The sequence below is a fragment of the Dechloromonas sp. CZR5 genome, assembly GCF_008711155.1.
Taxonomy (GTDB): domain Bacteria; phylum Pseudomonadota; class Gammaproteobacteria; order Burkholderiales; family Rhodocyclaceae; genus Azonexus.
On record NZ_VUYQ01000003.1, the window covers coordinates 630140 to 644870 of the forward strand.

Annotated in this window: 14 protein-coding genes and 2 tRNA genes; 3 read left to right on the top strand and 13 right to left on the bottom strand. The window is 56.3% G+C overall.

From position 1 onward, the window contains the following. Both F1002_RS11875 and F1002_RS11880 read left to right on the top strand, forming a co-directional pair. Complete coding sequence (locus F1002_RS11875) at positions 1-918, top strand: lytic transglycosylase domain-containing protein (RefSeq protein ID WP_150429222.1); 918 nt, start codon at positions 1-3, stop codon at positions 916-918. Beyond that, a complete protein-coding gene (locus F1002_RS11880; protein WP_150429223.1) occupies positions 915-1658 on the top strand; it encodes a serine protease in 744 nt (247 codons plus the stop codon). The genes F1002_RS11875 and F1002_RS11880 overlap by 4 nt, the downstream gene beginning before the upstream one ends. Positions 1659-1689: 31 nt before the next feature. Here F1002_RS11880 and F1002_RS11885 read toward each other — a convergent pair whose 3' ends face one another. The 6 genes from F1002_RS11885 to F1002_RS11910 all read right to left on the bottom strand — a co-directional run bounded on the left by F1002_RS11885 (position 1690) and on the right by F1002_RS11910 (position 5396). Further along, positions 1690-2718 carry a nucleotidyltransferase family protein gene (locus tag F1002_RS11885; protein ID WP_191090384.1) on the bottom strand — a complete coding sequence of 343 codons (1029 nt, stop codon included), beginning with the start codon at positions 2716-2718 and terminating at the stop codon, positions 1690-1692. A gap of 37 nt (positions 2719-2755) precedes the next feature. After that, on the bottom strand, positions 2756-3622 hold the full coding sequence (locus F1002_RS11890) for an HprK-related kinase A (protein ID WP_223879562.1): 867 nt from the start codon (positions 3620-3622) through the stop codon (positions 2756-2758). 65 nt (positions 3623-3687) lie between these two features. Beyond that, complete coding sequence (locus tag F1002_RS11895) at positions 3688-3978, bottom strand: HPr-rel-A system PqqD family peptide chaperone (RefSeq protein ID WP_150429226.1); 291 nt, start codon at positions 3976-3978, stop codon at positions 3688-3690. Between the two features lie 3 nt (positions 3979-3981). Then, positions 3982-4668: an MFS transporter gene (locus tag F1002_RS11900; protein WP_150429227.1), complete on the bottom strand. Its 687-nt coding sequence runs from the start codon at positions 4666-4668 to the stop codon at positions 3982-3984. A gap of 552 nt (positions 4669-5220) precedes the next feature. Next, positions 5221-5297 (bottom strand) — tRNA-Arg (locus tag F1002_RS11905). A gap of 22 nt (positions 5298-5319) precedes the next feature. Further along, positions 5320-5396 (bottom strand) — tRNA-Pro (locus F1002_RS11910). Between the two features lie 144 nt (positions 5397-5540). On the opposite strand from F1002_RS11910, the gene dksA reads away from it, so the two are divergent. Further along, positions 5541-5966 (top strand): RNA polymerase-binding protein DksA, encoded by a 426-nt coding sequence (gene dksA / locus F1002_RS11915; protein ID WP_150429228.1) that lies wholly within the window; start codon positions 5541-5543, stop codon positions 5964-5966. A 98-nt stretch (positions 5967-6064) separates the two neighbouring features. Here dksA and pnp read toward each other — a convergent pair whose 3' ends face one another. The 7 genes from pnp to rimP form a co-directional block, all read right to left on the bottom strand. Beyond that, on the bottom strand, positions 6065-8224 hold the full coding sequence (pnp, locus tag F1002_RS11920) for a polyribonucleotide nucleotidyltransferase (RefSeq protein WP_150429229.1): 2160 nt from the start codon (positions 8222-8224) through the stop codon (positions 6065-6067). Positions 8225-8359: 135 nt separating this feature from the next. Beyond that, the gene (gene rpsO, locus F1002_RS11925) at positions 8360-8629 is read right to left on the bottom strand and encodes a 30S ribosomal protein S15 (protein WP_150429230.1); all 270 of its coding nucleotides are present in this window, start codon (positions 8627-8629) and stop codon (positions 8360-8362) included. 100 nt (positions 8630-8729) lie between these two features. Continuing rightward, positions 8730-9635: a tRNA pseudouridine(55) synthase TruB gene (gene truB, locus F1002_RS11930; RefSeq protein WP_150429231.1), complete on the bottom strand. Its 906-nt coding sequence runs from the start codon at positions 9633-9635 to the stop codon at positions 8730-8732. 7 nt (positions 9636-9642) lie between these two features. Further along, positions 9643-10023: a 30S ribosome-binding factor RbfA gene (rbfA, locus tag F1002_RS11935; protein ID WP_150429232.1), complete on the bottom strand. Its 381-nt coding sequence runs from the start codon at positions 10021-10023 to the stop codon at positions 9643-9645. Further along, complete coding sequence (infB, locus tag F1002_RS11940) at positions 10023-12716, bottom strand: translation initiation factor IF-2 (RefSeq protein ID WP_150429233.1); 2694 nt, start codon at positions 12714-12716, stop codon at positions 10023-10025. Before infB ends, rbfA begins: the two co-directional genes overlap by 1 nt. 17 nt (positions 12717-12733) lie before the next feature. Next, positions 12734-14206: a transcription termination factor NusA gene (gene nusA, locus F1002_RS11945; protein ID WP_150429234.1), complete on the bottom strand. Its 1473-nt coding sequence runs from the start codon at positions 14204-14206 to the stop codon at positions 12734-12736. Positions 14207-14227: 21 nt separating this feature from the next. Continuing rightward, positions 14228-14668: a ribosome maturation factor RimP gene (rimP, locus tag F1002_RS11950; protein WP_150429297.1), complete on the bottom strand. Its 441-nt coding sequence runs from the start codon at positions 14666-14668 to the stop codon at positions 14228-14230. Between the last annotated feature and the right edge of the window lie 63 nt (positions 14669-14731).

The following is a 14731-nucleotide window of genomic DNA, read 5'->3' on the forward strand; positions in this document are numbered from 1 at the left end:
ATGCAGCGCGCAAGGCATTGCTTTATTCGCCATGCTGCTCCTTTGGCAACCTGCGCGCTGCTGGTAACCGCCTTTTTGTGCAAATCTGCACAGGCCGATTCGCACTCCGATCATGACAGGATCGTCGCACTACGAACTGAAGCAAAAACCCATGAGTACGGCAACGGGCAACCCCGCAATCCCAACAAAGCCGTAGAACTCTATTGCGAAGCCGCTCACCTTGGCGATGCGGAAGCCCAATATAGTTTAGGCTGGATGTACGCCATGGGGCGTGGCATTGATCGCAACGACTCCGCAGCAGCCTATTTCTTTACGCTCGCCGCCCAGCAGGGTGACCCCTTGGCGGCACGAATGCTTAAACAGGTTGGGGACCCTCCGAACAAGCCCCCCGATTGCGTTGCCAATATTCTTGCCAGATTTGACGCACAAGGCCATGACATCGTCGCCAAAGCAGTTCCCGAGCACCGCAAGGTGATGACTCTGGTACAACGCCTTGCTCCGGAATATGGCGTGTATCCACGGCTGGCAATGGCCATTATTCGCGCCGAATCAAACTTCAACCCCACTGCGGTTTCACCCAAAAATGCGCAGGGTCTGATGCAGCTGATTCCGGAAACAGCGGAACGCTTCAACGTCAAGAAGCCCTTCGATCCCGAGCAGAACATCCGCGGAGGCCTCGCCTACCTGCGCTGGCTGCTTGCATACTTTGAGGGCAACATTGCTTTAGTGGCTGCCGCTTACAATGCTGGCGAAGGTACGGTGAATCACTACGCCGGCATCCCGCCTTACGCAGAAACCCAAGGCTATGTAAAGCGAATCAGGGAGATATTCAAGAAGGAGGAGCATCCCTTCGATGCCCATATAACCCCCCCATCGCCGAATCTCTCCCGCATCCTGAATGCCAAAAGGCTGATGTGACTTCTTCCACCTGTCGTGCACTGGCGATTTGTTGCTTGCTATCCGTCACGAGCACACCCCGTGCCGACCTGCCTGATCTTGTCGACAAGATCAGGCCGTCAATCGTCGCTATCGGTACTTATAAGAAAACCCAGAGCCCCCCCTTCGTTTTCCGCGGCACCGGCTTTGTTTTCGGCGATGGCAATCAGGTCGCTACCAACGCCCATGTGCTACCTAACACGAGCGGCCCCGATGACCCGGTTCTCGCTGTATTGATTCGCAGCAAAGGTAGCGAAGGCACGCTGCGTCTTGCCAAAATTGTTCAACGCATTCAAGAACGCGACCTTGCCGTCGTCCGCATCGACGGACCTCCCCTGCCCGCATTAAAGCTAGGTGATTCAACCGCAGTACGCGAAGGCCAGAGTATCGCCTTCACCGGTTTTCCCATTGGCGGCGCGCTTGGCTACTCGCCGGTTACCCATCGAGGCATCGTCTCGGCAATCACGCCTATCGGCATACCCGGTGGCAATGCGAGCCAATTGAACCCGCAACTGATTCAGCAACTAAAGCGCGGTGCTTTCGATATCTTCCAATTGGATGCAACCGCCTATCCTGGCAATAGTGGAAGTCCGGTATATGAAATCGAATCCGGAACCGTGATCGGGGTAATCAATATGGTCTTCATCAAAGGGAGTAAAGAGGCAGCGATTACGTCCCCCTCAGGGATAACCTATGCAATTCCGGCAGATCATCTAAAGTAATTTCGAGCTACTGATGAGGACCGGAATTCAATTACGCTGTTGCAGCCTTGTCCTCTTTTGCCCTAAGTCTGGCCAACGATTTGACGGATAGATGATAGACAAGCAAACCCAATGGCATTTTTAGCCAGTGGGACCGCAGGTAGACCATCACTCGCGCAAGCCCACTTCCGAATTGCTCACAAGAAGCATGCTTCGGGAGCAAGGCTCGGTCGTAACAAAAGTCCATCAGTATCGAGCCCTGCCCCGGCTGGTTCTTGAGTTGCCCCAAAAATTCCTGTGGAAAAGCCGTATGAAACTTTCGCCGAGAGTAGCGTACTGCGTAGAGAAGAGGAGTCATCAACCCCAAGTACCGAGCCCTAATCAACAGATGATCCCAAAATAATGGCAAGGCACCAAACTCCCCAAACATGAGGTGCAAGTCATGTAAATCCCTCAATCCATGCGCTAACTCCCCCTCGTGGAACAGATGGGTCGCGCCATGGAGCAGCATGTCTGCATCCTGAAGGACATAGAGATTTGTACACCCATCAACCAAGGCATTACCCTCTCGGAGTCCTTGGGTATTTACCTTGATTCTTGCAGTAATGGGAAGAATCGCATGATGCAAATCCAGCGTCGTGTTTCGCTTGACATGAACCAACGGCGGAATTTCGTGCATCCATTCGCGGTAGTAGGCTTCATCATAGGCCGACTGCTTGACCGGTTGCCAGCCGTAGATCGACAGCGCACTCTCCGCTGCCGCAAGATCATCAGAGTCAACCAGAATATCCACATCGGAAAACGTTCTACCTGTCGCCAGCGCTTTTCCGGTAGCCACATAGGCAGCTCCCTTCAATAGTATTGCTCGCAGACCCGCGGCCCTCATCGCTTCATCGATGTAGCCAATTTCCCGCCGAACAGCATCATGCTGCCGTTCAACCAAAAATTTTGCGGCCAATAGGTGACGTTTGGGCGCCTCAGGCACCCGATCCACCTGACCGGAAAGCTCAACCTCCCGCCAAAGCCGCCCCAAGAGATCGGCGCTTCTTGCCTGTCTGATCAGCAGATCCCATTCACTCAAGCGGAGCGACGAAATATGCTTCGGCTTACGCAAAACCTCAAGGAGTAGCACTGGCTACCTCGTGAAGATGCGCCTCGATATTCTGGAAGAGTGACATCGCCTCATCCAGATCGGAGTACGTAAACTTTGCACAAATACATTGATCGACCAAGGATCCAACCGCGTTGAAACCATCAAGGCCAAGCAGATCATAATTAAACGACTGTTCAGCTATCAGCGCAAAGGTTCGTGCAGAACCTTGGCGTTCAAACCGGGCCTCCGTCCCCTGCTCATACTTCGGCAAAACAAGCCATCGCGGCTTGGCAGGAACGGTCGCAGAAACAACAGCCGATTCCGGTGGCTTGAGCAAAGCAACCATGCCTTTCGATTCCGTCATGACGGGAGTCGTCATGATGGAATCTGGAAATGCACTCGAAATCACGTCTATGGAACGATTTTTCAGGCTGACAGGGCGCGGATGGCCGTATATATGACCTGTATTACGATCATACAAAGTCAATTCATCTGACATCAATCGCCAGCCATTCATCATTAGCGCAGCGCAAAGCGTACTTTTTCCGGACCCCGGCGGTGCGGGCATGATCAATGCAAAACCATTCCGCTCCAGAACAGCAGCATGAACCACCAGATAGTGATGTGAATGCGCAGCGACGCACCAATTCAAGCCCCATTCCAGCGTTGGAAACGACTGCTGTGCAGGCAAGACCGAAAATGATGGCATCCCGTCAAAATAAAAGCGAATTTCCGGATCAAACAGGCGCTTTAGATTCGGAACATAGCGGATCTCGACATGAAAATCCGCAAAACCATTCATGTCTGCGAGCTCATATTCCCCGTAGAGCATCAGGAAATCCGGCGTCAACGAGGGTACATTGGAGCGAAAACGCACCACGAAGGGTGGCATGCTCACAACGAGGTCATTATTCTGGAGCCGCCGCCTCAACTCACCGGATGAAAGCGAAGCAATCCTCAAGCGCCCCACCCCGTTGTATCCAGCAAGCCGAGCATTTCAAACTCAGCCAGAGTATTTGTCACAAACTCTTCAAGCTCTTGCTGAGGTGTCTCAGGAAAAACCAATTGCATTTTTTCCACGAGAACAGATGAAGGCATTGCACCTTCTTGCAAGCACACAAGAAGGTCAGCAGAGTCCTCGTCAAGCACGTGAGTAGCCCCAGTCCTTAAATCAAAGACTACGACCTCACTATCTGAAGAAAAACGCCAGAAATGATATCTCTGAGCACCCAGATCAGTAATCAACAAGGATCAACGTGCCATCCAGTTGTTGAAGAGGTAGTTGCTAATATCCGTTGAATTCCAAGTCTTGCCGGCAACAAGATAGCTCCCGGTAGCCATCTCGTTCAATTGTTGCATCGTGACGCAATTATCAAGATCATTGGACAGCCAACCACTATTGGGGCCTGTCAAGGTGAACAAATTGAGCTGGGCAACAAGCACCCGCTTTTTCCATGTAGGTACAGACGAAGAACTCAAGTACCTTACCGCCGACATCGTCCCCATACCTGCAGGCGGAGATATGCCTACTGCCGCCAAATGCTCAAACTTCACATTCTGATAGGCAATACCAAGCGAAGCGCGTTGCAAAAAAACGCTCCACGGCTTCGATGACTCCCACCATTCGGTAACCCCATTATTATCCGAAGTCCGAACCAAATTCCCCATCCATTCACGCAAGCCCCACGTCTCGTCCGCCCATATACGCGTACTGGCATTCTTCTTCGCAAGGCTTGTATAAGGATTGAGTGCCTCTGAGGCGGTCACCGAAGGCGATTTGCAATGCCAAGCCAATACAGGCCGGCTCGCCATGGTAACAACAACTGCCGAAGCACCCCGCTTCAGAAGTCGCCTACGGATATCGGACTTCCCTGCCGAAACCTCTTTGGACACTACCTTTGACTCCTGAGTATCCGGGTTATTGTGGTCATTCATCATTATCACCAAATCCTGTAGTCATCTTTCCGAGAGAGGGTAACAGCACTACGCACAAAAAGATGTGAAAAAACTCTCGACAACAACACCAAAGCAATAATCAAACCAGATAAAAAAAGCAATGCATTAAACTGATTTTAAAAGATTAATTAACCAGAAAACATCCACCAAACAGCACGATGTAAAAAAAAACCGACACCCGGAAGAATTCAAGATCACCGCCGATGCTGCGTTAAAGGATCACGAAGTACAGCCGCCAAGACAAGAGCATCTGAAACAGCAAAGCCAATCGGCCTAAATTTGCCTACGAAAAGCAGGACGGAAGTGAGTAACAGCAGGAATTCGCACACTGGGATGCCGCTCAGCAGTTGGGACATAGCAAGCTGACCGCGCTCGGCAATCAATTCCAAAAGGATAAAAATATCGATTCAATGATGATCGGAGAGACTGTCATCACATTCGAAAATCGTGATCCCGATAAGTCAAACGACAATAAATCAGCATCACACACCAATCACAAGAACGCACTATGTTCTTGATTTAATTATGTATAGTTGGCGTGCCCGGAGGGACTCGAACCCCCGACCTGCTGCTTAGAAGGCAGCTGCTCTATCCAGTTGAGCTACGGGCACTTGAGGGTGATGCAAGAGGAATTGGTCGGGGCGGTGGGATTCGAACTCACGACCCTCTGCTCCCAAAGCAGATGCGCTACCAGACTGCGCTACGCCCCGACACGAGAGAGAGGATTCTATCACCACCTGGAAACACGCGCCAGATCAAGGAACTATCTTTCCGCAACAAACAAATCTTGCCTCATGGCAGGCTTCATGATATTTAATCGTTTTTTCGTCATCAGGCGCACAAGGCACAAGAATATGGCAGAAGACCTGCTCCACAAGCATTTCACGCCCTACCAACCCAAGGCTGGTGAGGATTACATGAGCAACAAGCAGCTGGCTCATTTCCGCAAGATTCTCGAAACCCTCAAGAAGGAACTCAGCGAGGATATCGACCGCACGGTGCATACCATGCAGGATGAAGCCACGGTGTTTGCCGACCCCAATGATCGGGCAAGCCAGGAAACCGACATGGCCATCGAACTGCGCAACCGTGACCGCGAGCGCAAGCTGATCAAGAAGATCGACGAAACTCTAGGCCGCATAGAGAGCGGCGACTACGGCTTCTGCGACAAGTGCGGCGTCGAGATCGGCATCAAGCGCCTGGAAGCCCGCCCGACGGCGACCCTGTGCATCGATTGCAAGACGCTGGACGAACTGAAGGAAAAGCAGATGGCCAAATAAGGCCCTTCGCACCATCCAAGGCTGTTGAGAGCAATCTGACAGCCGAAAACAAAGGGCACCTTGCGGTGCCCTTTGTGCTTCTGGAGATTACTCCGCCATTACTGCTGCTGTTGTTGCTGTTGCTGTGCGACAGCCTCGGGAGCTGCAGCCTGCGGAGCGGCAGCACCCTCTTCGGCAGCGGCAGCCTTCATCGACAGTTTGACGCGGCCACGGTCATCGGTTTCCAGAACCTTGACGCGCACAACCTGGCCTTCCTTGACGTAGTCTTCGACCTTATTGACACGCTCCTGGGCAATCTGGGAAATGTGCAGCAGACCATCCTTACCTGGCAGGACCTGAACGATGGCACCGAAGTCGAGGATTTTCAGCACAGTACCTTCGTAGATCTTGCCGATCTCGACTTCTGCCGTGATAGCGTCGATACGGGCACGCGCCGCAGCAGCAGCGTCGCCCGAGGTGGCGGCGATGGTGATCGTACCGTCATCCTGAATATCGATCGTGGTACCGGTTTCTTCGGTCAGCGCGCGAATAACGGCGCCACCCTTGCCGATCACGTCACGGATCTTTTCCGGATTGATCTTGAAGGTGTACAGACGCGGAGCGTAGGCGGACATTTCCTGGCGCGGACCGGAAGCCGATTCCTGCATCAGGCCGAGGATGTGCAGACGGGCGTCCTTGGCCTGAGCCAGAGCAACCTGCATGATTTCCTTGGTGATGCCCTGAATCTTGATGTCCATCTGCAGCGCGGTAACACCACCAGTGGTACCAGCAACCTTGAAGTCCATGTCACCCAAGTGATCTTCGTCACCCAGAATGTCGGTCAGCACGGCAAAACGATTGCCGTCCTTGATCAGACCCATGGCGATACCGGCGACGTGCGCCTTGAGCGGTACGCCGGCATCGAGCAGAGCCAAACAGCCGCCGCAGACGGAGGCCATCGACGAGGAGCCATTGGACTCGGTGATTTCCGAAACGACCCGCATCGAGTACGAGAAGTCTTCCGGCTTCGGCAGAACGGCCAGCAGGGCACGCTTGGCCAGACGGCCGTGACCGATTTCGCGACGCTTCGGGGTACCGACACGACCGCATTCGCCCGTAGCGTACGGGGGCATGTTGTAATGCAGCATGAAGCGGTCGCGGTATTCGCCGGCCAGCGCATCGATGATCTGCTCATCACGGTTCGTACCCAGCGTGGCGACAGCCAAAGCCTGGGTTTCGCCGCGGGTGAACAGAGCAGAACCGTGGGTGCGCGGCAGGACGCCGGAACGCATGGTGATCGGGCGTACGGTGCGGGTGTCGCGGCCGTCGATACGCGGCGCGCCGCTCAGGATGCGGCCACGGACGATGCCGGCTTCGAGTTCGAAGAACAGATTGCCGACGGTGTTTTCATCCGGGGAACCTTCCTCACCGGTGCACAAGGCAGCAACGGCTTCGGCACGGATTTCCTTGACGGCCTGGCTGCGCGTTTGCTTGACGGTGATGTTGTAGGCTTCTTCGAGCTTGGCGCCGCAGACTTCCTTCAGACGGGCGACCAGCACTTCGTCCTTGGCCGGAGCTTGCCAATCCCATTCCGGCTTGCCGGCTTCTTCAACCAGTTCGTTGATGGCGTTGATCGCCTTCTGCATTTCGGTGTGACCAAAAACGACGGCGCCGAGCATGACTTCCTCGGACAACTGGTCGGCCTCCGATTCCACCATCAGCACGGCAGCTTCGGTACCGGCAACGACGAGGTCGAGCTGGCTGTCCTTCAGCTGGCTCAGGGTCGGGCACAGAACGTACTGGCCGTTGATGTAGCCGACGCGAGCAGCACCGATCGGGCCATTGAAAGGCACACCGGAGATGGCCAGGGCAGCAGAAGCACCGATCAGGGCCGGGATGTCGGAATCGACTTCCGGATTCAGCGACATGACGGTCGCGACGACCTGAACTTCGTTGTAGAAACCGTCCGGGAAGAGCGGGCGGATCGGGCGATCGATCAGGCGGGAGGTCAGGGTTTCTTTTTCGGAAGGACGACCTTCACGCTTGAAGAAGCCACCGGGGATACGGCCGGCAGCATAGACTTTTTCCTGGTAATCGACGGTCAGCGGGAAGAAATCCTGGCCCGGCTTGGCACTCTTGGCTGCCACAACGGAAACCAGAACCACGGTTTCTTCCATGGAAACGAGAACGGCACCGCCTGCCTGGCGGGCGATTTCGCCGGTTTCGATGGTGACCTGATGGTCGCCATAGGCGAAGGTCTTTTTCACGACATTAAACATAAATTCCTTTCACTCTCATCACATTAGACAACAATAACAACAACTTACGACACAACAAAAGAACAACGGCGCAACAAAAAGCAAAAAAGCGGCCGGGAAATCTCCGGGCCGCCCTTTCTTTGCTTCAGTCGTGCCTTACTTGCGCAGACCGAGCTTGGTAATCAGGGTGCGGTAACGCTCGACATCCTTGCCCTTCAAGTAGTCCAGCAGCTTGCGACGCTGGGAAACCAGACGCAGCAGACCGCGACGGGAGTGGTGATCCTTGGTGTGCTCCTTGAAGTGCGGCTGCAAATCGTTGATGCGGGCGGTCAGCAGAGCAACCTGAACTTCCGGGGAACCGGTGTCACCCTTGGCTTGAGCGAATTCGGCGACGATGGACGCCTTGTTTGCAGTGGTCATTGCCATTTCAAACTCTCTTTCATTGTTGCGACGCAGCCCCAGTTTGATAGAGCCAGCGCCAGTTGGAATATTCCATCGACGATGGAAAGCATTAGATTATATCAGTTTAACCTGCAAGCTGCACCAGCCTTTTCGGCCACAGCAAACCGCCATGCCCGGGCTCGCCAACGCCAATCAATCGATCTTCGGCATAAACGCGTATCTTTCCTGCCATCCCCGCCGGCAGCGCCACCGGGTTGCCATGCTTGAAACGGTTTGCCTCGCCCCCTCCAAGTGCGACCATCGGCAAAGACTGCAACAGCGCATCGACAGGTAGCAGCCGACCTGCCCGATCCTCCTCGTCAACAGCATCCAGCTCGGCCAGCGTCACTGCCTTGTCCAAGGTCAAATTGCCGACAACCGTACGCCGCAAGGCCGTCAAATGCGCGCCACAACCGAGTGCATTGCCAATATCGGCAGCCAGCACCCGGATATAGGTGCCCTTACTGCAAGACACCCGCAAGGTCAGCGCATCACCGGAGAAGGCCAGGCATTCGATGGCATGAATGGTCACCGCCCTTGCCTCGCGCTCAACCTCTATACCCTGGCGCGCCAGTTCGTAGAGCGGTCGACCATCGCGCTTGAGCGCCGAATGCATGGGCGGAACCTGCTGGATAGCACCGGCAAATTGCAGCAGCACATCCGCAATGCGAGCCGCATCGACATTCACTTCGGCCGTTGTGGTGACTATCCCTTCGGCATCTCCGGAGTCGGTCATCACACCCAGCTTGAGCACCGCTTCGTAGGTCTTGTCAGCGTCAAGCAGGTCAGCGGAAAACTTGGTCGCCTCGCCGAAGCACAAAGGCAGCAGCCCGGTGGCCAGCGGATCGAGGGTACCGGTATGCCCACCCTTGGCGGCGGAAAAGAGCCGACGCGCTTTTTGCAGCGCATCGTTTGAGGTCATGCCTAGCGGTTTATCGAGCAAAAGCACGCCATCAACCTGTTTCCAGGTTTTCTTGACCTTGGGCTGCATGGGAGAATTACTCTTCGGGCGTCTGATCGGACAGTGCGTTGGCCCGGTCGATCAGTTGCGACAAACTGGAGCCGCGCTCCAGCGAATTATCATAAACAAAGTGCAGTTCCGGCAGGGTGTGAATATGGATGCGACGCCCCAATTCACGGCGCAGGAAGCCGGATGCCCGCTTCAGGCCACGCTCGATTTCATCGAGATGATCTGCATTGAGCGTCGTGAAGAAAACCTTGGCATGCGCGTAATCCGGCGTCAGCTCGACATCGGTCAAGCTGATCATGCCGACACGTGGATCCTTCAGTTCGGTACGAATCAGATCAGCCAGGTCGCGGCGCACCTGCTCCGCGACCCGGTCACTGCGTTGAAATCCTCTGGGGCCTTGCTTCTTCATTACAGCGAACGCGCCACTTCCTGGATTTCGTAAACTTCAAGCTGATCGCCTTCCTGGATGTCGTTGTTGCCACGCAGCGACAGACCGCACTCGAAATTGGAGCGCACTTCCTTGACGTCGTCCTTGAAACGCTTGAGCGAGTCGAGCTCGCCGTCCCACTGCACGACGTTGTTGCGCAACAGACGGACACGCGAATTGCGCTTGACGAGGCCTTCCAGCACGTAGCAACCGGCGATGGCGCCGACCTTGGAGACATGGAACACCTGGCGAATCTCGACCATACCGGTGATCTGCTCGCGTCTCTCGGGCGACAGCATGCCGGACAGGGCTGCCTTGACTTCATCGACCGCATCGTAAATCACGTTGTAGTAACGGATATCCACGCCAAAGTTCTCGGCCAGCTTGCGGGAACCCGCATCGGCACGGATATTGAAGCCGATGATGACTGCACCCGATGCCTGTGCCAGGTTGACGTCGGATTCGCTGATCGCGCCGACACCACCGTGGATGACATTGACGCGAACCTCTTCGTTCGACAGCTTGGCCAGGGTCTGCACCAGTGCTTCCTGGGAGCCCTGAACGTCGGCCTTGACGATGAGCGGCAAAGTCTTGACCTCGCCCTCTTCCATCTGCTGGAACATGTTCTCCAGCTTGGCTGCTTGTTGCTTGGCCAGCTTGACGTCGCGGAACTTGCCTTGACGGAACAAGGCGATTTCACGCGCCTTCTTCTCGTCGCCGAGTACGATAGCCTCTTCGCCAGCCGCCGGAACATCCGACAAACCGAGGATTTCGACCGGGATGGACGGGCCGGCTTCATTGATCGGCTTGCCGTTCTCGTCGAGCATGGCGCGAACGCGGCCGAAGACCTGACCGGCCAGCACGATGTCGCCGCGCTTCAAGGTGCCGGACTGGACCAGCATGGTCGCCACGGCACCGCGCCCCTTGTCGAGACGGGCTTCGATGATCAGGCCCTTGGCCGGTGCATCCTTCTGCGCCGTCAGTTCAAGGACTTCCGCCTGGAGCAGAACCTGCTCGAGCAGTTCGTCGATGCCGGTGCCCTTCTTGGCAGACACCGGGCAGAACGGCGAATCGCCGCCGTACTCTTCCGGAATAACGCCTTCGGCGACCAGTTCCTGCTTCACGCGATCCGGATTGGAGTCCGGCTTGTCGATCTTGTTAACCGCCACGACCAGCGGCACACCGGCTGCCTTGGCATGGTGGATCGCTTCCTTGGTCTGCGGCATCACACCGTCGTCGGCGGCGACGACCAGGATAACAATGTCGGTTGCCTTGGCACCGCGCGCACGCATGGCCGTAAAGGCTTCGTGGCCCGGCGTATCGAGGAAGGTAATCATGCCGCGCCCGGTTTCAACGTGGTAGGCACCGATATGCTGCGTAATGCCGCCGGCTTCGCCAGCTGCGACCTTGGCACGACGGATGTAGTCGAGCAGCGAGGTCTTGCCGTGGTCGACGTGGCCCATGACGGTCACCACCGGGGCGCGCGGCTCCAGCGGAATGTCCTTGTGCTCGGCATTTTCCTCGAGGAAGGCATCCGGATCGTCCAGCTTGGCGGCAACCGCCTTGTGGCCCATTTCCTCGACCACGATCATGGCCGTTTCCTGGTCCAGCACCTGGTTGATGGTCACCATCGACCCCATCTTCATCATCGCCTTGATGACTTCCGTCGCCTTCACGGCCATCTTGTGGGCCAGATCGGAAACGGAGATGGTTTCGGGAATGTGTACTTCGCGGGTGATCGGCTCGGTCGGCGCCTGGAAGCTGCCCTGACCGTCGTCCGACTTGTGCGACTTCTTGTGGCCGTGACGGTTGTCCTTCCAGCCACCTGCGCCGTCGGAGCCACGCGTCTTGATGCCGCCCTTCTTCTTGCCGTCATCGGCCGCGCGACCACCCTTATCACCCTTCTTGACACCGGTCTCCGGTTTCTTGTGCAGGGTTCCCTTCTCGCCTTCGCCGGCCTTGGCCTGGGCAGCGGCTTGCTGCTTGGCGAGTTCGGCCGCCTTGGCAGCCGCAGCGGCAGCTTCGGCCTGCTGACGCATTTGCGCCAACTGGACTTCGCGAGCCTGCTTTTCGCGCAGTTCGCGTTCCTGGATTTCGCGCAGGCGGCTGGAACGGGCTGCCGCTTCCTGGCGTGCCTTCAATTCCTTCTCGCCAATAATCGCGGCGCGGTCCAGGACCGGAGCGACAGGCTGCTCGACCACCGGTTCAGGAACTTCCTCAACCACCGGTTCCGGAATGATTTCCGGCTCGGGAATCACCTCGACGATGGGCTCGGGCACAACTTCAACCACCGGCTCGGGAATCACTTCCACTTCCGGCGCCTCTGGCTCGACAGGCAGATGCTGCACTTCATGCTCGGCACCCGGAAGATGCTCGCCAATGTCTCGTTTAACCAAAACGCGCTTCTTGCGGACTTCGACCTGAACGGTACGCGCACGACCATGCGAGTCAGTCGCCTTGATCTCTGACGTTTGCTTGCGGGTCAGGGTAATTTTGGTTTGCGACTCATCACCATGCGAACGACGCAGATAATCCAGAAGCTTCGCCTTATCCTGATCGGTCAGGGTATCGTTGGAACCGCCCTTGCTGACGCCAGCCTTGCTCAATTGCTCGAGCAGGACCGCGACCGGCATTTTGAGTTCAACGGCAAATTGTGAAACTGTTGTTGCGGACATACTTTGCTACCTCCCGCTCACTCGAACCAGTGAGCCCGTGCCTTCAGAATGAGTTCCTTGGCACGCTCGTCGTCGATGCCGGTCATTTCCGTCAGTTCATCAACCGCCAGTTCCGCGAGATCGTCGCGGGTCTTGACGTCATGTTCGGCCAATTTGGCGGCCAGTTCCTTGGTCATGCCTTCAAGACCGATCAGGTCTTCGGAGACATTTTCCAGCTTTTCCTCGGTGGCGATCGCTTCGGTCAGCAGGACATTACGGGCGCGGTTACGCAGCTCGTTGACGATTTCCTCGTCCAGACCGTCGATTTCCAACATTTCGGCCAGCGGCACATAGGCCACTTCCTCCAAGGTCGAGAAGCCCTCTTCGATCAGCAAGTCGGCGAGTTCTTCGTCGATGTCCAGCTTTTCCATGAAAACAACGCGGGTCACTGCATGCTCAGCCTCGGATTTCTTGGCCGATTCGTCCTGGGTCATCAGGTTGATGGTCCAGCCGGTCAGCTCGGAAGCCAGGCGAACGTTCTGGCCGCTGCGACCGATGGCGATGGCGAGGTTGTCCTCATCGACCACCACGTCCATGGCATGCTTTTCCTCATCGACCACGATGGAGGACACTTCGGCCGGCGACAGGGCGCCGATGACGAATTGTGCCGGGTCGGCAGACCACAGCACGATATCGATGTTCTCGCCGCCGATCTCGTTGCGCACGGCGGTGACGCGCGAACCGCGCAGGCCGACGCAAGTGCCGATCGGATCGACACGCGGGTCGTTGGACTTGACGGCGATCTTGGCGCGCAGGCCGGGGTCGCGGGCACAAGCCTTCAATTCCATCAGGCCATCGGAAATTTCCGGCACTTCGAGATCGAACAGCTTGATGACGAACTCGGGTGCGGTACGCGACAGGATGATCTGCGGGCCGCGGGCGTTGCGGTCGATACGCAGCAGATAGGCCTTGACGCGGTCGCCGATACGCAGGTTTTCCTTCGGAATCATCTGGTCGCGCGGCAGCAGGGCTTCGATCTTGCCGGCCTCGATGATGGCGTTACCGCGCTCCATGCGCTTGATGGTGCCGGAGACGATGTGCTCGCCGCGGCTCAGGAAGTCGGAGAGGATCTGCTCGCGCTCGGCGTCGCGGATTTTCTGCAGGATGACCTGCTTGGCCGCTTGGGCACCGATACGGCCGAAGTCGATGGGTTCCAGAGGCTCTTCGAGAAAATCGCCGGCCTCGACGTCCGGGTCGCCCTTTTGGGCCTCGGAGAGCGGAACCTGCAGGTATTCGTTGACATACTCGCTGTCGGCGACGACTTGCCAGCGACGGAAGGAGTCGTAGTTACCGGTATTGCGGTCGATCGAGACGCGTACTTCGGCCTCGTCGTGGATACGCTTTTTCGTCGCGGAAGCCAGCGCCAGCTCAAGGGCACCGAACACGATTTCCTTGGCGACGTTCTTTTCGCGGGCCAGTGCATCGACCAGCAGCAACATTTCACGGCTCATGGGCTAAAACCTCCTAGTCCTTCAGTCGAATCGGGGCACCAGACGTGCCTTCTCGATATTGGTAAATTCCAGTTCCACATCATCTTTTTCAAGACGCAAGCCAACCTTGCCGTCCTTGTGACCGAGCAGCTCGCCTTGAAAGTTGCGGCGGCCGTTGTGCGGGATACGCAGCTTGATCTGGATATCCTGCCCGGCAAAGCGCTCGAAATCGGCTGCCTTCTTGACGACGCGATCCATGCCCGGGGAAGAGATTTCAAGCCGGTCGAAATCGACGTTCTCAACTTCGAAAACACGCGTCAATTGATTCGAGACCTTGGCACAGTCCTCAACATCGACACCGCTCTCCTTGGCCGGCGCATCGATGAAGACACGAATCGTACGGCCGCGCGGCGACAGCTCGACATCGACGAGTTCATAACCCAGACCGACAACGGTCGTTTCCAGCAGCGCGTTTAAATCCATAGCCACAAATAAAAAATGGGCGAAACGCCCACCTTGAAAAAAAGATGCCCACCAAAAAATGGC